The sequence below is a fragment of the Agrobacterium genomosp. 13 str. CFBP 6927 genome (genome assembly GCA_900012615.1).
In the GTDB taxonomy this organism is placed as follows: domain Bacteria; phylum Pseudomonadota; class Alphaproteobacteria; order Rhizobiales; family Rhizobiaceae; genus Agrobacterium.
On sequence record LT009756.1, the window covers coordinates 211,223 to 228,333 of the forward strand.

The following is a 17,111-nucleotide window of genomic DNA, read 5'->3' on the forward strand; positions in this document are numbered from 1 at the left end:
TGCTTTCAAAAGCTGGATTGAAACCTCAGTCGGCCACCAGTGGCGCAATGATGGCCTTTAGTGCCATCTGAGCGTCGCGGGGTGAAAGCCGCACCTGCAAGCCTCGCTGTCCGCCATTCATGTACACATAATCATGCGCCATCGCCTCAGCCTCGATGGCCGTCGGCACCTGTTTCTTCTGCCCGAAAGGGCTGATGCCGCCAACATGATAACCCGTGGCGCGTTCCGCATCGGCCGGTTTCATCATGCTGGCAGATTTGCCGCCGAAAGCGGCGGCGAGCTTCTTCATGCTCACCTCGCGATCGGACGGGACAACGACGCAGATCGGCTTGCCGTCCAGCTCAGCCATCAGCGTTTTCAACACCAGATGCGGCGGTTCGCCGATCGCCTCAGCCGCCTGCAGGCCGATCCTGTCGGCATTTGGATCGTAGTCATAGCTGACGGTGGTGAAGGCGACGCCAGCCTTGGCCAGCATTTGGGTAGCGCGGGTCGTTTTGGACATTGGGAACGACGTTCAGGCAAAGAGGGTCTGGTAGGTTTCCGGTTTGAAGCCGACGGTGATCTTGCCCTTCGCTTCCAGCACGGGGCGCTTGATCATCGAGGGCTGCTCCAGCATCAGCCCGATGGCCTTTTCGCGGTCAAGATCAGCTTTCTGGCCGTCATTCAGTTTCTTGAAGGTCGTGCCCGCCCTATTAAGAACCGTTTCCCAGCCTGCGGCATCACACCATGTTTCGAGATGGGCGCGGTCAATGCCGGTCGCTTTATAGTCATGGAAAGAATAGTCGACGCCATTGGTTTCCAGCCAGCTTCTGGCCTTCTTCATCGTGTCGCAGTTCTTGATGCCGTAAATCGTGATCGTCATGCTGCCAGCCTCTTTGTCTTCAAGCTCTCCGGCATAACAAAATATACGCCTTATTCAACCGTCCGCTGAAGTGCCCTGCCTCGTTTGAGAACTGCGGCACCCAAGCAATGCAAAATCGCAATGGCTGATATCCAAACGAGCGCGAGCAAAGCTGCATGGCTTCCCTGCTACATCATGAGTTGTAGAACTGGCCCGAAATGCCCATTATCTGGGCATCAAAGATGGAGAGAAAAATGCGTCAGGTTGCAAAGACATCGCGTAACTTCTTCGGCGAAACTTTTCGCCGTTCTGGGTGCAGCACTTTCGGTTTCGGCCGCTGTTCGCGCACACCGCAAGCCGGCCCGCGCCGACCTCGAAGCCCTCGGCATCGACGGCAAGGCTTTCGACAAGGTTCAGCTCTAAGCTGGTTATCATTTGTAGCGAGGCGGCACCGCCTCGCTTGCGCTCGGGGTCGAAATCCATGCCGGTTTCGACGGGCGAGGTGGATGCGTCGCCGATGGCTCAAAAGGCATTCCGTATTCACACAGGAAGGTTGCCCCGTAGTCCTCGGAGGACAGATGCGGGATAAATTGTCAGCACGGGATTGTTGCGCCGCTTTGAGTGCACGTCATCGAGATGCTGCACTCTGTTTCGGCCGCTTCGACGGGCCGATCACTTTTTCCGATAAATATAACTGGCTCTCAGGCCGCTCATAACGATCCGCCTTCGCTGAAAGCGCAAAGCGTGCCAGCAGCTCGTGCCTTGTTTCGCCATTATGGCTGAAGACAAGTTCGAAATTGCCCGCCAGCCAGCTATAGGGTTTACCGGCGGGCATAAGCTCAATCTTCCCGCAGCCATAGATCATGGTGAGATGCGGCGTAAAAGATGATGCCGTAACAAAGGGAAGATTTGCCCGCCAAAGGGCGCGTTGCAATATCTTCACGAGAGCCTTGATTTCCGGCATGTCGCGGCTGCTTCGCAGCACCAGACTATTGCGATTACCAAAAAGCGACGTTTCTTCGAAAGTGATAGGAACGGGCCGAGCATTGATTTCCCCCAGCGCCGCCTTCAGCCTGTTTATCAGCCCGTGAGGCACAGTCTCGAAACATCCGATACAGAGCAGCGTGATATGCAGAAGCTCCGCCGGATAGGCTGCACGCCTTGTCCGTCCTTCCGCATACTGTGAAGCATCGGCAAAGATTCTATCGGCCACGACTGCCGGCGGCTTCAACAATAAGAGAAGCTTGCTGCGAAATCGCGGATTAAGGCGCTGTATTTTTGGCGTCTCCAGCCCTTCAAAGAAAAGCTGCCTTACACCTCCCTTATCCGTCAACTCGAAACCCATGACGATGCTCCACGGCTTTTGCCAAGGCCGCGATATTATCATTGCCAGAAGAAATTAAAAGAACAAAAAGAGAACAATTGTCTTCCCGACAGGCAGGGGGAATTCCAGAAAATAACAGCATGGTGCATTTAGTTGACAATCTACCTACTAGTTGGTAGGTGATAAATATGAAAAACCCACAAACCAAGGCCGATGAGATTCTTCGTTGCGCGCGTATCCTGATTGTAAGCGGCGGCTACAACAGTTTCAGCTACGCCGATATTTCCAGCGTGGTCGGCATTCGCAATGCCAGCATTCACCACCATTTCCCGAGCAAGTCAGACCTAGTCCGCAAACTGGTCGGGCAGTACAGGCAGGAAGCTGCAGCCGGGCTCGCCGAGCTGGAGCGAAACATTTCTGATCCGCTCGAACAGCTTCGCGCTTATATTGGCTATTGGGAAGGCTGTATCGCTGATGCGACCCACCCCTTCTGTGTCTGCGCTCTGCTTGCCACTGAAATACCGGTCCTTCCCGAATCTGTGGTTCTTGAAGTGCGTGCGCATTTTCAAAGCCTCTCGGACTGGCTCGCCGCCGTGCTGGAGCGCGGGGCTGCGCAAGGGCGCCTTGTGCTGACAGGAACAGCGCGCACCAATGCCGAAATGTTCATGGCCACCGTGCATGGCGCAATGCTCTCGGCCCGTGCCCACGGTGATGCTGCAGCCTTTGGCGCGATAACCCGTCCCATGCTGGAGCGCATCACCGCTTGAAAATGAAACGTCGCGAGGGAGGTGAATGCATGACCTGAGCGACATCCCGACCCGATAAATAGACAGCATTACGCTTCCAGATCAGTCGTCAACAGTCTGCTTCCCCGGGCCGTCATCGCCCCTGTGGAAGAGAAAGGCAATCTCTCATGTTCGGAATTTCTCCGCTTGGCTGGGTCCACACGCTCGGCAGCCTGCCCGCCATTCCCGTGGCCACTTACATGTTTGCCCGTCACGGTCGGATCGTTCCGCGATCCAGGCCGGGTGCAATCTATTTTGTGTCAATGCTGATTGGCGCTGCGACGGCCTTCCTCGTGGCGCATCAGCCGGTCAGCTATGCCATCGGCGCGCTGACCATCCTGTTCCTGCTCGCAGGTTACGGAATTGAACGCATTCTCGGCTCAACGTGCATCGCCAGATATATAGAAACCATCTGTCTGAGCGTGAGCGCATTTCTCCTGATGGTACCGACGGCGACCGAGACCCTGCGTCGTGTTCCGAATGGTCATCCCTTTGTTGCCGATTTAAAATCGCCGCTGCTTCTCGGCGTTCAGGGCGGGTTGCTGGCGATCCTCGTCGTCGGCCTGACCGCCCAGATCATCTACCTCGCAAGACAAAACAGAAACGCCGCGAGCTAGTCGCGGCGTCATCGTCTAAGCTATGCCTATTGTAGGCGTTATTCCCACTCGATCGTGCCGGGCGGCTTGCTCGTCACGTCGTAGACGACACGGTTGATGCCACGCACCTCGTTGATGATGCGGGTTGCCGCACGGCCAAGGAAGTTCATGTCATAAGGATAGAAATCCGCGGTCATGCCGTCCACGGAGGTCACGGCGCGCAGCGCACAGACGAAGTCATAAGTGCGGTAGTCGCCCATGACGCCGACGGTCTGCACCGGCAGCAGAACGGCGAAGGCCTGCCAGATGGTGTCGTAGAGACCGGCCTTGCGGATTTCGTCGAGATAGATCGCATCCGCCTTGCGCAGAATATCGAGCTTCTCGCGGGTAATCGCGCCGGGGCAGCGGATCGCCAGACCCGGACCGGGGAAAGGATGGCGGCCGATGAAGCTTTCCGGCAGGCCGAGCTCGCGGCCAAGCGCACGGACCTCGTCCTTGAAAAGCTCACGCAGCGGCTCGACGAGTTGCATGTTCATGCGCTCGGGAAGACCGCCGACATTGTGGTGGCTCTTGATGGTGACGGAGGGGCCGCCGGAGAAGGAGACGCTTTCGATGACGTCAGGGTAAAGCGTGCCCTGCGCCAGGAAATTCGGCGCGCCCTTGCCGTCGGCGGCGATCTTGGCCGCTTCGGCCTCGAAGACCTCGATGAACAGGCGGCCGATGGTCTTGCGCTTCACTTCCGGGTCAGAGACGCCCGACAGTTCGCCGAGAAACAGATCGGCGGCATCCACATGCACCAGCGGAATATTGTAATGGTCGCGGAACATGCCGACGACCTGCTCGCTTTCGCCAAGCCGCATCAGGCCATGGTCGACGTAAACGCAGGTGAGCTGGTCGCCGATCGCCTCATGGATGAGGATCGCCGCAACCGAGGAATCGACGCCGCCGGAAAGGGCGCAGAGCACGCGGCCGGTGCCGACCTGGTCGCGGATCTTGCGGATCATCTCGGCGCGATAGGCAGCCATCGTCCAGTCGGATTTGAGGCCAACGATCTTGTGCACGAAGTTGGAGAGCAGCTTGCCGCCGTCAGGCGTGTGCACCACTTCCGGATGGAACATGGTGGTGTAATAATGGCGTGTCTCGTCGGCAGCGATGGCGAAAGGTGCGTTTTCCGACGTCGCAATGACCTCGAAACCTTCCGGCAGCTTCGTCACGCGGTCGCCGTGGCTCATCCAGACCGGATAGCTCTTGCCCTGTTCCCAGAAGCCCTCGAAAAGTGGGCTCGCCTTCTTGATGTCGATATCGGCGCGGCCGAATTCCGCCGCGTGACCGCCCTCGACAACACCGCCGAGCTGCGTGCAGAGCGTCTGCTGGCCGTAGCAGATGCCGAGGATCGGAACCTTGCTGTCGAACACCGCCTGCGGCGCGCGCGGGCTTCCTTCTGCCGTGACAGATGCGGGGCCGCCGGAGAAGATCACGCCCTTGGGCTGAAGCTTCTCAAACGCCTCTGCGGCATTCTGGAACGGATGGATTTCGCAATAGACCCCGGCTTCGCGGATGCGGCGCGCAATGAGCTGCGTCACCTGGCTGCCGAAATCGATGATGAGAATGCTGTCGGGATGGGCTATCTGGGTCATGGCGAGCCTTTAAAGAAAATGGCGGCTTTAGGCAACCCGCAAGCGGGCATCGAACAGCGGAAATTTGCGAAAATCGCAAGGTTTCAAAGGGCGATCGCGCCATCCTCGATCGCGCGGCAAAGCCGGTCGACGGCATCCGCCAGCTTTTCGTCGATGATGTGCAGATACTCCGTCCAGTCGTCCACATGGTTCACATCGGCCTTGCCATCGGAAATACCGCGCAGGCCGATGAGCGGCACGCCGAAGCGCTGGCAGGCTCTCAGGACGGCAAAGGTCTCCATTTCCACCATATCGGCGTCGATCAGCCCATAGGCTGCGCCGGAGACAACGTTGGCGCCCGTGGAAAGCCGCGCCTCGGCTATTTCGGGTATCCGCAAAGGCAAGGCCACCTCGGCCGGCAGATCAAGCAGCGGCGTGCAGCCCTTTTCGAAACCGAAGGCGGAGGCGTCCATGTCGCGATAGGAAACTGAAGTCGCCTGATAGATACACGTCTGTTCCAGCGTTCGCGAACCGGCAGAACCGAGCGAAACGACGAGGTCCGGCAGATGGTCGGCGGCATCGAGGCCGGCAAGAACGGCCGTGACTGCAATCGCCGCCTCCACCGGGCCGATGCCGGTCATCAGCGGCGCGATGCGAGCCTGGAGATGGGGACCATATTCGGGTGAAGCCGCCATGACAAAAAGAACGGATTTATCCGCAACCTGCGAAAGCCGGTAATTCATCCGGTAATATCCTCGCGACCCTTCATCACCATCATTGTCCCCGTCATGGAAGCGATCAGCTTCGCGGGCCCGTCCGACAGTGCGTAGGCGCGGCCATCGGCGACGATGAGATTGTTTCCGGGCTTGATGATTTCGCCACGAAACAGGAACCGCTCGCCGCGTCCGGGCGACATGAGGTTGACCTTGAATTCGATGGTCAGCAGCGAGGCTTCCGGCTCGATGATCGTGTAGGCGGCATAGGTGCAGGCGGTGTCCAGACCGGCGGCAATGACACCCGCATGCAGGATGCCGTGCTGCTGCGTCAGTTTTTCATGAAAGGGTAGCTCGATTTCCACCAGCCGGTGCTCGATGCGGCTGATCTGCGCATCGATTGCCTGCACCACACCCTGTCGCGCAAAGCTTTTTTCTATCCGCTGACGAAAATCGCCGGGATCCGTGATCTCCATGGCCTACCTGCCTGCTTTTAGTCCCCATCGCAAACTGACATGGCGCGTGGCGGCGGGCAAGGCAAGGGTTGCGCGGGCAAAATTTAGTTCAGCCAGTCAATACTTGCATTCAGCAGGGTCGCAAAGGCGACCCAAACGGCATAGGGCACAAAAAGCCACATCGATGCCCTGTCACGGCTATAGGTGAGCGTGACGAAGGCGATGATGCAGATCAGCATTGGAATGATGATGACCAGTGCACCCGTTGGGCTTTGCATGCCGAAAAAGATCGGCGACCACAGGAAATTCAGCACCATCTGGGTGAACCAGAGGCGCATGCGCGTTCCCATCGGCTTGCGGATCCATGTCCGCGCGCCGGCGATGCCGATCAGCACGTAAAGCGTCGTCCAGACCGGCCCGAAGATCCAGCTGGGTGGATTGAAGAATGGTTTCTGGAGTGATTGATACCACTCGCCGGGCACATTGTTGACACCGATCAGTGCCCCAATGGCAACAACTGCAACCACGAAAACAATGTACACGGCAAGGTTTTTCATGACCCATCCAATGCGCTGGCCATGCTTTTGTTCCCTTGCCTTTTCAGTATTTTAGCCAGAAATCCGCACGATGTGCTGATCCCATGCCACGTCGCTGCGAACGGCCTCGAAAAATCCGTCATAGGAAGAAACGGCAATGCCGCTCGCCGCCGGGGCGACGCCCGCTGCCTCCCGCACGGATGTCTCTGCTACAACACGCCCGGTTTTAGCGTCCAGCGTCACCGCAGCATTGCCATTGGGGGAGGTCAGGCCCACCAGCCCTTCATGCCGGTTGACCGCGATGGCCCCGACATAATTGGCAAGACGCACCGTCGTTTCCTCCGGCAGATCGATGAAAGACAGGTCCTCGCCCTTCGAAAAATGGCCGACAAGCGGTGGAAGATCGTTGCGCGGCCCCTCATATTGGCAGGCGAACCAGATGCGCCCGTCATCGCCGAGATCGACATGGCGGGTGGAAAGTTGCCGCAGTCGATCCGGCATCGCGTGTTTCTGGACCAATTCGCCGCTTGCAGCATCCAGAAGCACGAGAGACGGTTCCATGCTGTCGATATTGAGCTTCGTCCGGCCGAAATCTGGGTGAGTCTCGATGCCGCCATTAGCGATGACGATCAGCCGCCCGTCATCGCTCACCGTCATGTCATGTGTACCGACGCCGTGGGCGTCATACTCGCCGATGCGGGCAAATCCGTTACGCGCGTCGTATAGCCCGATAACGCCGCGATTGCCGTCGAAGTCGTTTTCGCTGGCATAAAGGATCGCCCCATCGGGGGAAAATTGCCCATGGCCGTAAAAGTGACGGTTCGCCGGCGTGTGCATCACGACAGGCTCGCGTCGCCGCGCAGGATCGAAGGCCATGAAGAACGTTCCGGGCCGACGCGCAAAGGCCACCGTCATGCCCGTGGCGTGGCTTGTCGCCATTCCATGGGCGCGCGCGGGGAGCGCAACGCGGTCGATGATCTCGCCGCGCTCACTTACCATCGCAATGCCGTAGGACCCGTCACGGGCGCGGAAGGCGGAAGCGAAGACGGCGTCGGCGCGTTCGAGCGCATGGAGTGAACGGGGAGCCAGCGCTGCGACAAAGGGAATACCCGCCGCCTTGATGAAGCTGCGCCGGTCTATCAGCATCCGCTTCTTGCCTGCTATCATCGGTTCAGTCTCCGTCGGCGAAGGAAAAGCCGGAGCTGAGACCGATCGCACCGCCATACTGGTCGTTGAGGCGGTAGATCAGGTCTTTGCCGTTGAGCAGCAGGTAATCCACCTTGGCGCGCTGATCATCCTTGTCCAGCGCCTTTTCCACATCCGTATCGATCGTTCCCGCAATACGGATCATCGATTTGGCGATGAAGTCGATGGAATTGACGATGGAGCGTTGGTCGGGAGGCACGAGTTCGACCATATCCGCCGTGTGCAGCAGGGTTTGAACGGCCTTGATATTGGCCGAGATGCTTTTCCAGGTCAGGCCAGAGCGCCAATAAATGGCGGTGCGGGGAAATTTGGCCTTGTCCGGCCCCTTGTAGAAGGTTTCGATCCGCTGGTCGCGGATTGCCTCGGAGCCGTGCACGAGAATGCCGAGCAGGGCAACCAGCGCCTCGCGCTCGTCGCGAAAGACGGGATTGTCCGGTCCCGGCTTGGTCCAGTTTTTCTGTGCGCCATCGGGCGCGTTCCAGCCATCGGAAAGCTCCGCCGCCACATTGGCGATATTGCCGGCGATGGCCGCGCCGAAGCGGCAGCGGAAATCACCTTCCTTGCCAAGCAGTTCATCCGCGCCGGTGCCGTAGAGCACGAATTCCAATGCCCCGAGGCCCTGCGCTGCAACGCTTTTACCCTTCAGGCCGTCGGCGCTTGTAACGCTTTCGTCCTTTTCCGCAAGATAACGCTGCACCTGCTTCAGGCCGAGGCCCTTCTTGTCGGGGTAATAGAGCACACGTTCGAAGCGGTTCTGCTCGATCACCGGGCCAATCCGCACGATTTCGATCGTGGACCAGCTTGTGACCGTATCGGCAAAGGCTGCCTTGGCCGCCTCATCCGCCGTTTTTGAAGGGGCGGCGCAGAAAGCCTTCATGCTGTCTTGCAGATTCTCTGCCGATTGCCGGAAGTGGTCGTAACCGGGACGAATGAAACCGTTCACCGCCTTTTCCATGACGCTCCGCACCTGTGCGGGATCGAGGGGCGGCGGCGGCATCAACTCCACATCCTGCGCCATGGCGGGCTGATGGGTCATAAGCAACAGCACGGACATGAGGCCGGAGATTTTTCGCATGGCATTTTTCATCAAAGGGACTCCAGAAAAGCCAGCAAAGCCTGCCGGTCGGTTTTTTGCAAGGCGGCAAAGGCGTCGCGCGCTTTTTGCGCTTCGCCGCCGTGCCATAATATCGCTTCCGTCAGGCTGCGCGCCCGGCCGTCATGCAGGTAAAAACTGTTGCCGTTCACCCGTTGCGTCAGGCCGATACCCCAGAGCGGCTGGGTACGCCATTGCCGCCCGTCTGCTTCGCCCACCTGCTGGCCGTCGGCAAGCGCCTCTCCCATGTCATGCAGAAGGAAATCCGAATAGGGCCAGATCAGCTGGGAAGAATGCATGGGGTCGCTCGCATCGCGACGGGTGACGAATTTCGGCCTATGGCAGGCGGTGCAGCCGGATGTGTAGAAAATCTGCTTTCCCTTGAGGACGGTCGGATCATCGACATTGCGGCGCTGTGGCACGGCAAGATTCTCGGTGTAGAAGGTCACGAGATCGAGGACAGGGTCCGGCGCTTCCACCGGCCCCAGCCGTGGCTGCACGCCGGTCGGCATGGCAAGACAGTCCTTCTGGGCATCGGTGCAATCGCCATAGGCGTTCGGCGCGTCCGGTGTAGAGATGCCGATATCGTGGGAAAAGGCGCTGGCGCTTTGATCGCGCACACTCGCATTCTGGGCCTTCCAGCCAAACCGGCCAAGCTTGACCTCGCCCGTGCGATGATCCCGCACAAAGGCCGGACGCCCGGAAATGCCGTCGCCATTTTTGTCATCGGGATCAGCGCCTGCCACAATATCGGCCTCGGCAATCGCCTCGATCAGCCCAAGTCCGAGGGTGGGCATGGCAATGCGGGCCGAAAGCAACGTGTCGGGGCCGAGGGGACCATATTGCAGCTCGGCCACGGCATAATCGGGCTTGCGCAGCATCACCACTTCGCCATCCAGAAGGCGCACCGGCTTTTCGGTATAGGTGACGACCGGCTTGCCCTCGGCGGCGAGACCGGGAATGGCGAGGTTCTGCAATTGCCGGCCATAGGTTTCATCGGGAAAATTCAGCACCTCATGGCGTGCAATCGCGGCCCTTTCGGCCTCGTTGCGGGCCGGTCGGGCCAGCCGGAGAAACAGGGAGACCGCATCTTCCCCGGCAAGCGGCGGGCGACCCCTGCCGTCCTTCACATGGCAGGTCTGGCAGGATCGGGCGTTGTAGAGCGGCCCCAGCCCGTCCGAGGCCTGTGTGGAGGAGGGGGAAGACACCCAGAGTTTCTGGAACAACGCATTGCCGAGCTTGAAATCCAGTTTCCGCTCGAACGACATGGTGGCGGAAGGATGTGAAAACGCGCGGCTATCGGCCTTGCTGGTGCTGGTCGTCGCCCCACCGGACATGGCCTCGAAGGGTTCCGGCCCGGTGAAATCCGTCGCAGGCGCGGTCATGGTCTGGCGGCTGTTCCGGTCTTTCGCGGTCAGATCGTCACGCAGCGGTTCGGCAAGCGTCATCGATGCCACAAGGCAGGCTGCCCCGGTGAAGAAGAACGGCTTACGGATCGGCGGCAGTGAAAATCGCATGGGCGTAACGGGCCGCAGCAATCTGCGGCCCGCCTTGGCACTTACTTGGAGACGGCGCTCGGATTGTCGAGGCTGTCGGATCCTTCAAGCTCGATCTTGCCGAGATCAAGCGCGGCGATGACACGCTCGACGGTCTTCGTCTGGTCGATGAGGCCGTCAATGGCCGCCTGCACCACGGCGTTGCCTTCCTTGTTGCCTTCACCGATCATCTGGTCATAGGCCTCGACGGTCTGGGCGCGCTTTTCCATCGCATGCATGGCGTCGAGCGTCTTGTTCAGCTTCGCCGTCATCTCGTCGTTCAGCGCCTTGTCCTTGGCGCCCACAAGTTCCGCCAGCGAGGCACCGGTCATCTTCGTGCCGTCCACGCGGGTATAGTTGCCGGTATAGGCCGAAGCGATGCCGATGGCGTCGTTGAGATGCGAATTATAGGTGTTGTCCGAGAAGCAATCATGCTCCTCTTCCGGGTCGTGCAGCAGAAGCCCAAGCTTCATGCGCTCTCCCGCCAGTTCACCATAAGAGAGCGAGCCCATGCCGGTGAGAATGGCGGTGAGGCCGGCTTTCGGATCGGCTTCCACCGCCTTCGTGGCTTCACCCTCCGGCGCCCAGGCATCCACCATCTCCTGAAGATCCTTGATCAGCAGGGTGGAGGCGGATTTCAGGTAATCGGCGCGGCGGTCGCAATTGCCGTTCGTGCAGCTCTTCTTGTCATAGTCGGTATAGGGACGGTTGCCCGCGCCGGGTCCGGTGCCGTTCAGGTCCTGGCCCCAGAGCAGGAATTCGATGGCATGGTAACCGGTGGTCACATTGGCTTCGACATCGCCCGCCTCGTGAAGGCTTTCGATCAGCTCGGGGGTGATCTTCGAGGCATCGACCTCTTCACCGCTGATCTTGATCTTCGGATTGGCGATGATGTTGGCGACATAAAGCTCGTTCTCGTCGCTTTCCGTGCCATAGGAACCGTCGACATAGTCGATCAGACCCTCATCCAACGGCCAGGCGTTCACCTTGCCCTCCCAATCGTCAACGATCGGGTTGCCGAAACGATAGACTTCCGACTGCTGGTAGGGAACACGCGCCTTGATCCACGCTTCGCGGGCGGCCTTCAGGGTTGCATCGCTCGGCGTTGCAATAAGCGCATCGATCGCCTTGTCCAGCGCCTTCGCCGTGGTGAGCGAATCCTCGTATTTCGCGTGCGCGACATCGGCATAATGCTTGATCACGGCGGCGGCGTCGGTCGCGGCCTGTGCGGGAAGCGCGGTGAAAGCCGCCGATGCGGCAAGAAGCGCAAAAGACGCGCTGAGAATGGTTTTGCGGATCATGATCCCTCTCCTTGGGCAGGCATGAAAAGACTTCACGCTGCGGCAAGCGAGTTCTGACCCAATCACAAACTTGTGTCAAACATTCTAGTTTAGAATGTTTTGAAACAAGTTTGAGCGACATTTTCCAAGTAAAATCGCTGCGTGCAAATCCGGTTTTATGCTTTGCGTTTCATCAAGCAGAAGAAGAAACCGTCCGTATCTGTGGTTGCAGGCGTCAGCGTCACTGTCTGTCCGTCGGAGGAATGCGGTTTTCTGGCATTGTCGCCGAAAGTCGTCTGCCAGCGTTGCAACGCGGAACTGATGGAGAATTCCGCATTTTCCTCGCAGAAGCGCCTCACCTGCTGTTCGTTTTCTTCAGGCAAAACGGAACAGGTCACATAAAGCAGTTCACCGCCCGGGCGCACGAAACCCTTTGCCTGCGAAAGCGCTTCGCCCTGCTGCTGCACGCGCTCTTCAAGATTGCGCGCGGTCAGCCGCCATTTTGTGTCAGGGCGTCGGCGCCATGTTCCCGTGCCGGTGCAGGGCGCATCCACCAGGACGCGGTCGAATTTCTCATGGAAGGGGACCAACCCGGCTGCGCGGTCATGAACCTGCACATTGCGTGTGCCCGCCCGCTTCAGCCGCTCGATGATTGGCGCGAGACGCTTGCGGTCGGCATCGAAGGCGTGAACCTGGCCCTTATTGTTCATGCTGGCCGCCATGGCCAGCGTCTTGCCGCCGCCGCCCGCGCAATAATCGAGGACCTGTTCGCCCTCATGGGCGCCGGCGAGATCGGCGACGATCTGCGATCCCTCGTCCTGCACTTCGAACCAGCCCTTCTGGAAGGACAGTTCGGCGGTTACATTCGGCAGGCGGGAAGGCCCCTCACCGGCGGGGATGCGTACACCCTGCCGGGCGACATGTGTGGCTTCCGCGCCGCTTTCCTCAAGCGCCTTCAGCACCTTGTCGCGGGTTGCCTTCAGCGTGTTGGCGCGCAGGTCAAGGGTCGGCCGCTCGTTCAGCGCCTGCGCCTCGGCGAGCCAGCCCTCTCCGAATGCCGCCTCAAAGGAAGGCTGCACCCATTCGGGGATGTCGCCCTGAATATGGGCTGGTGCATCGGATAGTGAGCGGGAGAGAAAGGCTTGCTGCCTTTGTTCGTCGGGTGCGGCGGGGGCGAATTTATCGCCATCAAATTCCGCCGCCAGTTCCGAAAAGCTTTTGCCCCATTGGCGCAGCAGCACGGCATAACCAAGCGAGGCGGCGCTGTCGTCATCCATCAGCCAGGCGTGCGACAGTTTCATGCGCAGCGCGTCATAGACGATGTTGCCGATTGCCGCCCTGTCGCCGGAACCGGCGAAACGATGGGCAAGGCCCCAATCTTTCAGAGCATCAGCGACGGGACGCCTGCGTCCCTCAATATCCGCCAATACTTCGATTGCTCCGGCCAAACGCCCGCCTAAACGCATTGTCTACCTCATCTTGCTGATAAGCCGGTTGGTAGACGCGAATGGCGGCAAGGGCAAGGCTCAATCGGCTTTGACGATCTCGTAGCAGACCTTGGCGGTGCCGGAGCTGATCATGCCGATGTTCTTGGCGGCTGCCTTCGAGAGATCGAGAACGCGGCCCTTGATGAACGGACCGCGGTCGTTGATGCGCACCACCACGGCCTTGCCGTTGCGGGCATTCGTCACCTTGACCTTGGTGCCGAACCGCAGCGAGCGGTGGGCGGCGGTCAGGTTGGCGGCGTTCATGCGCTCGCCAGAAGCAGTCTTGGAGGTCAACGCATACCACGATGCGCCTCCACAACCATTTGCCGCATTCGCCTGAAGAGGCGCGATGATGGAACAGGCGGCTATAGTTGCAGCGGTGAAAGTTATACGACGGATATTCAACAAACTGTGCTTCCCTGAAAACCGGCCCCGCGCCGGTTGTTTGTGCCCTTGCTAAACGGCCATTTGCTGGCCTGAACGCCTTTTGATGCGAGATTGTAGGGCGAGGGAAAAATGGCGAAAAAAAGCTGAGCTCAAATCACGAACTGTTACAGTCTGTAATATTTGTGATCGTTAGCCGGAAAGGCGCCTCGAGGCCCCTATTGTCACAATTCGGAAAAAATAATGCAGAATCAATGCTCAATGGAAATGCTATTGCAAGTCACTGCTTCGTGAATCCACTTCACGAAATGTCACTGAAATATTTTTCTAATGACTATGATTTTAGCGATTTTTGTTTGGTTAATAAAATCCTAATTGACTGAAATGCGACGAAAACCATCCGCAAAAGTGGGTTTGGAAGGATTTTTCATCGCTTTCCATGGCGGGATTTTCAGCCCCGCCAGAGGCCGTTTTTCCACAATTGGGCCAGCGACATTTTGTAGTCCGGGAAGCCGAAATCAAAGCCGAGGCGCCTGATCCTGGCGTTGGAAACGCGTTTGTTCTCGCCATAAAAGGAGCGGGCCATCGGCGTCAGATCGGCGGTCTCGAATGGCTGTTCAGGCGGCGGTTCAACGCCCATCAGCGTGGCGGCATAGCTCACCACGTCCTGCGGCGGGCCGGGTTCGTCATCCGTCACGTTGAAGACGCCGCGTTGGTTTCTCTGTGCCAGGAAAGCCAGGGCCGCGCCGATATCCTCGACCCGGATGCGATTGAACACCTGATCCTTCTTCACCAGCCTTCGCGCCGCTCCCTTTTCGAAGTTCATGAAGGCATTGCGTCCGGGACCGTAGATTCCGGAAAGACGCAGGATGGCAAGCGGCACATCCGCCCTTTGCGCGGCCGTGGCCCAGGCGGTCTCTGCGGCAACCCGTTCCACGGACCGGGCGGAAACCGGGCGGCAGGGCGTATCCTCATCCACCCAGGCACCGCCATGGTCGCCATAAACGCCAACGGTGGAAAGATAGGCCAGCCATTTCAGATTGGGCAGCAGCCTTTTCAAATCATCGCCGAGCAATGCAAGCAGAGGGTCGCCTTCCTTGCCCGGTGCAATGGATTGCACCAGATGCGTGACATTACCCATTGCAGTGATGAGCTCGTCATTGAGATGCGCGCCGTTAAAGAGAAAGGGCGTCATGCCTGCGGCGGTCAGGCTTGAGAATTTGTCTTCGCTGCGGGTGGTGCCGGCAATGGTCGCGGCTTCGGTTTTCAGCGCGTTTGAGATGGCCTTGCCTGAATATCCCGCGCCGAAAATCATCACATGCATGGTTCACGCCTCTGCCAGTTGCCATTCCATTTCCGCTTCCGGATCAGTCTCCGGTGCGCGTGTGGCAGAGTATGTACGGAATTCCTCCCTGTCCATAAGCTGTGACAAGGCCCATGCGGCCATGCCGCGCACCTCCGGCGAAGGGTCTCTCCCGGCGAGCGCCTTGCATTGCTCGAGGAATTGCCGGTCGGCGGAATTGCCCGCTGCGATCAGGACATTGCGAATAAAACGGTTGCGGCCGATACGCTTGACAGGCGAGCCGCTGAAGAAGCTGCGGAAGGCGGCATCGTCAAGCGTCAGCAGGAAGGCGATGGAGGGTTCCTTCAAATCCTCACGTGCCTGCAGCTTCATCTCGGAGGCGCTGGCCGCGAATTTGTTCCAGGGACAGGCGGCAAGGCAATCGTCACAGCCATAGATGCGGTTACCGATCATAGGGCGGAATTCGTGCGGGATCGGCCCCTTGTGCTCAATGGTGAGGTAGGAGATGCAACGGCGAGCGTCGAGCTGATAAGGGGCGGGGAAGGCAGCCGTCGGACAGGCATCCAGACAGGCACGGCAGGAACCGCAATGATCCTTCTCGGCCTCATCAAGACAGAGATCGGCGGTGGTGAACATGCTGCCAAGAAACAGCCAGGAGCCATGGGTGCGGCTCACCAGATTGGTGTGCTTGCCCTGCCAGCCGAGACCAGCTGCCGCGGCAAGCGGCTTTTCCATGACAGGGGCAGTGTCGACGAAGACCTTCACATCCTCGCCGGCGCGCGCTGCAAACCGGGTGGCGATTTCCTTCAGCCGCCCCTTGATCACGTCATGATAATCGCGATTACGGGCATAGACCGAAATGGCCGCCTTGTCCGGTTTCGAAAGTACGCCGCGCGGGTCTTCCTCAGGGCCGTAATTGAGCCCGAACATCACGATGGAGCGCACGTCACCCCACAGCGTTTTCGGTTCCGCCCGGCGGGCCTCGGTCTCCTCCATCCACGCCATCGTGCCGTGGTAGCCCTTGTCGAGAAACTGCCTCAGCCGTTCCGGCGCGAGCGGAATGCTGTCGGGCGCCGTGATGCGGCAGAGATCAAAGCCAAGCGAAAGCGCTTCCTGACGAATGAAATCCGTCAGTTTGCGTGCGCGTATCCGCTGCTTGTCGCTGGCGACGTCGATAGCCGTTTCTCCCGCAGGTTATTCTGCGACATATATATGCTTGGTGCGCGCCGCAGCAAATAACCGGAAGACCGGAACCTAGAAATCCAGATCGGCGTAGTGGGAGGAGGGGGCAAGGCGCGGAATGCGCTCGCTCAGGAACGGCCGGAAGGACGGCCGCGATTTCAGCCGCTGGTACCATTCCTTGGCGATGGGTGCTTCGAGCCAGTTGATCTCACCGAGATAGTCCAGCACCGAAACGCCGGCGGCGGCGGCAAGGTCGGCATAGCTCAGCCGGTCGCCTGCAAGCCAGGTGCGCGAACCCGCCAGCCATTCCAGATATTTGATGTGCTGGCGGATGTTGTTGCGCGCGGTGCGTAAAAGCTTGGAGTCCGGCGGCCCGCCACCCTGCGCGGCCGTCATCTGCAATTTATAGACCCGCTCCCGCACCAGCGGCCGGGTCACGTCATTTTCCATCTTCTGCAGGAACCATTCCGTCAGGCGGCGGATTTCCGCGCGCTGAAACGGGTCTTCCGCCAGCAACCGCCTGTCGCGCTTCAAGACCCCGTGCGTTTCGTCGAGAAACTCGGCAAGCACATAAGGCCCACTGAGCGACCGCATATTATCATCAAGATAGACCGGCAGGGTACCGGCCGGATTGAGCGCCAGAAACTCCCGCCGTCTTTCCCACGGCTGCTCCTCGACGAGATCGGTCTGGAACCCGTATTCCGAAAGGATCAGACGAACGAACCGGGATGCGGTCGACATCGGAGAATGATAGAGAGTTGGCATTGGTACTCAA

The 17,111-nt window shown here is 59.2% G+C and carries 19 protein-coding genes; 3 read left to right on the forward strand and 16 right to left on the reverse strand.

The genetic code is table 11. The features are described 5' to 3' along the window. Window positions 1-25: 25 nt before the first annotated feature. Complete coding sequence (gene ybaK, locus AGR13A_RS01055) at window positions 26-502, reverse strand: Cys-tRNA(Pro) deacylase (RefSeq protein ID WP_080833195.1); 477 nt, start codon at window positions 500-502, stop codon at window positions 26-28. A gap of 12 nt (window positions 503-514) precedes the next feature. Continuing rightward, entirely contained in the window at window positions 515-862 is a 348-nt protein-coding gene (locus AGR13A_RS01060; RefSeq protein ID WP_080833197.1) for an ArsC family reductase, read from the reverse strand. A 243-nt stretch (window positions 863-1,105) separates the two neighbouring features. On the opposite strand from AGR13A_RS01060, the gene AGR13A_RS24825 reads away from it, so the two are divergent. After that, complete coding sequence (locus AGR13A_RS24825; protein ID WP_167377354.1) at window positions 1,106-1,264, forward strand: hypothetical protein; 159 nt, start codon at window positions 1,106-1,108, stop codon at window positions 1,262-1,264. A gap of 205 nt (window positions 1,265-1,469) precedes the next feature. Here AGR13A_RS24825 and AGR13A_RS01070 read toward each other — a convergent pair whose 3' ends face one another. Next, window positions 1,470-2,186, reverse strand: a complete 717-nt coding sequence (locus AGR13A_RS01070; protein ID WP_080833200.1) for a 2'-5' RNA ligase family protein — start codon at window positions 2,184-2,186, stop codon at window positions 1,470-1,472. A 167-nt stretch (window positions 2,187-2,353) separates the two neighbouring features. On the opposite strand from AGR13A_RS01070, the gene AGR13A_RS01075 reads away from it, so the two are divergent. Together AGR13A_RS01075 and AGR13A_RS01080 are read left to right on the forward strand one after the other, a co-directional pair. Beyond that, complete coding sequence (locus AGR13A_RS01075) at window positions 2,354-2,932, forward strand: TetR/AcrR family transcriptional regulator (protein WP_080833202.1); 579 nt, start codon at window positions 2,354-2,356, stop codon at window positions 2,930-2,932. Between the two features lie 146 nt (window positions 2,933-3,078). Further along, window positions 3,079-3,567: a hypothetical protein gene (locus AGR13A_RS01080; protein ID WP_080833205.1), complete on the forward strand. Its 489-nt coding sequence runs from the start codon at window positions 3,079-3,081 to the stop codon at window positions 3,565-3,567. Window positions 3,568-3,605: 38 nt separating this feature from the next. Here the strand turns inward: AGR13A_RS01080 and guaA are convergent, their stop codons facing one another. The 13 genes from guaA to AGR13A_RS01145 form a co-directional block, all read right to left on the reverse strand. Further along, window positions 3,606-5,183: a glutamine-hydrolyzing GMP synthase gene (guaA, locus tag AGR13A_RS01085; protein WP_035219340.1), complete on the reverse strand. Its 1,578-nt coding sequence runs from the start codon at window positions 5,181-5,183 to the stop codon at window positions 3,606-3,608. Window positions 5,184-5,266: 83 nt separating this feature from the next. Beyond that, on the reverse strand, window positions 5,267-5,905 hold the full coding sequence (locus AGR13A_RS01090; protein WP_080833207.1) for a 5'-methylthioadenosine/S-adenosylhomocysteine nucleosidase: 639 nt from the start codon (window positions 5,903-5,905) through the stop codon (window positions 5,267-5,269). Beyond that, on the reverse strand, window positions 5,902-6,351 hold the full coding sequence (locus AGR13A_RS01095) for a PaaI family thioesterase (protein ID WP_080833209.1): 450 nt from the start codon (window positions 6,349-6,351) through the stop codon (window positions 5,902-5,904). Before AGR13A_RS01095 ends, AGR13A_RS01090 begins: the two co-directional genes overlap by 4 nt. 83 nt (window positions 6,352-6,434) lie before the next feature. Then, on the reverse strand, window positions 6,435-6,887 hold the full coding sequence (locus AGR13A_RS01100) for a TspO/MBR family protein (protein WP_080833211.1): 453 nt from the start codon (window positions 6,885-6,887) through the stop codon (window positions 6,435-6,437). A gap of 51 nt (window positions 6,888-6,938) precedes the next feature. After that, a complete protein-coding gene (locus tag AGR13A_RS01105; protein WP_080833213.1) occupies window positions 6,939-8,033 on the reverse strand; it encodes a DUF1513 domain-containing protein in 1,095 nt (364 codons plus the stop codon). Window positions 8,034-8,037: 4 nt separating this feature from the next. Next, entirely contained in the window at window positions 8,038-9,159 is a 1,122-nt protein-coding gene (locus AGR13A_RS01110) for an imelysin family protein (RefSeq protein ID WP_080833216.1), read from the reverse strand. Next, window positions 9,159-10,682: a di-heme oxidoreductase family protein gene (locus AGR13A_RS01115; protein WP_080833218.1), complete on the reverse strand. Its 1,524-nt coding sequence runs from the start codon at window positions 10,680-10,682 to the stop codon at window positions 9,159-9,161. The genes AGR13A_RS01110 and AGR13A_RS01115 overlap by 1 nt, the downstream gene beginning before the upstream one ends. Before the next feature lie 41 nt (window positions 10,683-10,723). Next, complete coding sequence (locus AGR13A_RS01120; protein ID WP_080833221.1) at window positions 10,724-12,001, reverse strand: imelysin family protein; 1,278 nt, start codon at window positions 11,999-12,001, stop codon at window positions 10,724-10,726. A gap of 155 nt (window positions 12,002-12,156) precedes the next feature. Beyond that, on the reverse strand, window positions 12,157-13,446 hold the full coding sequence (locus AGR13A_RS01125) for an RsmB/NOP family class I SAM-dependent RNA methyltransferase (RefSeq protein ID WP_080833225.1): 1,290 nt from the start codon (window positions 13,444-13,446) through the stop codon (window positions 12,157-12,159). A 60-nt stretch (window positions 13,447-13,506) separates the two neighbouring features. Beyond that, on the reverse strand, window positions 13,507-13,875 hold the full coding sequence (locus tag AGR13A_RS01130; protein ID WP_035219318.1) for a septal ring lytic transglycosylase RlpA family protein: 369 nt from the start codon (window positions 13,873-13,875) through the stop codon (window positions 13,507-13,509). Between the two features lie 427 nt (window positions 13,876-14,302). Continuing rightward, entirely contained in the window at window positions 14,303-15,175 is an 873-nt protein-coding gene (locus AGR13A_RS01135; protein ID WP_080833227.1) for an SDR family oxidoreductase, read from the reverse strand. 3 nt (window positions 15,176-15,178) lie between these two features. Then, window positions 15,179-16,330, reverse strand: a complete 1,152-nt coding sequence (queG, locus tag AGR13A_RS01140; RefSeq protein WP_080833228.1) for a tRNA epoxyqueuosine(34) reductase QueG — start codon at window positions 16,328-16,330, stop codon at window positions 15,179-15,181. Window positions 16,331-16,408: 78 nt separating this feature from the next. Further along, a complete protein-coding gene (locus AGR13A_RS01145; protein WP_035219312.1) occupies window positions 16,409-17,101 on the reverse strand; it encodes a glutathione S-transferase family protein in 693 nt (230 codons plus the stop codon). Window positions 17,102-17,111: the final 10 nt, after the last annotated feature.

Coding starts and splice junctions, on each gene's coding strand:
- ybaK (WP_080833195.1), bottom strand. CDS start 502: ATGTCCAAAACGACCCGCGCTACCCAAATGCTGGCCAAGGCTGGCGTC.
- AGR13A_RS01060 (WP_080833197.1), bottom strand. CDS start 862: ATGACGATCACGATTTACGGCATCAAGAACTGCGACACGATGAAGAAG.
- AGR13A_RS01070 (WP_080833200.1), bottom strand. CDS start 2,186: ATGGGTTTCGAGTTGACGGATAAGGGAGGTGTAAGGCAGCTTTTCTTT.
- AGR13A_RS01075 (WP_080833202.1), top strand. CDS start 2,354: ATGAAAAACCCACAAACCAAGGCCGATGAGATTCTTCGTTGCGCGCGT.
- AGR13A_RS01080 (WP_080833205.1), top strand. CDS start 3,079: ATGTTCGGAATTTCTCCGCTTGGCTGGGTCCACACGCTCGGCAGCCTG.
- guaA (WP_035219340.1), bottom strand. CDS start 5,183: ATGACCCAGATAGCCCATCCCGACAGCATTCTCATCATCGATTTCGGC.
- AGR13A_RS01090 (WP_080833207.1), bottom strand. CDS start 5,905: ATGAATTACCGGCTTTCGCAGGTTGCGGATAAATCCGTTCTTTTTGTC.
- AGR13A_RS01095 (WP_080833209.1), bottom strand. CDS start 6,351: ATGGAGATCACGGATCCCGGCGATTTTCGTCAGCGGATAGAAAAAAGC.
- AGR13A_RS01100 (WP_080833211.1), bottom strand. CDS start 6,887: ATGAAAAACCTTGCCGTGTACATTGTTTTCGTGGTTGCAGTTGTTGCC.
- AGR13A_RS01105 (WP_080833213.1), bottom strand. CDS start 8,033: ATGATAGCAGGCAAGAAGCGGATGCTGATAGACCGGCGCAGCTTCATC.
- AGR13A_RS01110 (WP_080833216.1), bottom strand. CDS start 9,159: ATGAAAAATGCCATGCGAAAAATCTCCGGCCTCATGTCCGTGCTGTTG.
- AGR13A_RS01115 (WP_080833218.1), bottom strand. CDS start 10,682: ATGCGATTTTCACTGCCGCCGATCCGTAAGCCGTTCTTCTTCACCGGG.
- AGR13A_RS01120 (WP_080833221.1), bottom strand. CDS start 12,001: ATGATCCGCAAAACCATTCTCAGCGCGTCTTTTGCGCTTCTTGCCGCA.
- AGR13A_RS01125 (WP_080833225.1), bottom strand. CDS start 13,446: ATGCGTTTAGGCGGGCGTTTGGCCGGAGCAATCGAAGTATTGGCGGAT.
- AGR13A_RS01135 (WP_080833227.1), bottom strand. CDS start 15,175: ATGCATGTGATGATTTTCGGCGCGGGATATTCAGGCAAGGCCATCTCA.
- AGR13A_RS01145 (WP_035219312.1), bottom strand. CDS start 17,101: ATGCCAACTCTCTATCATTCTCCGATGTCGACCGCATCCCGGTTCGTT.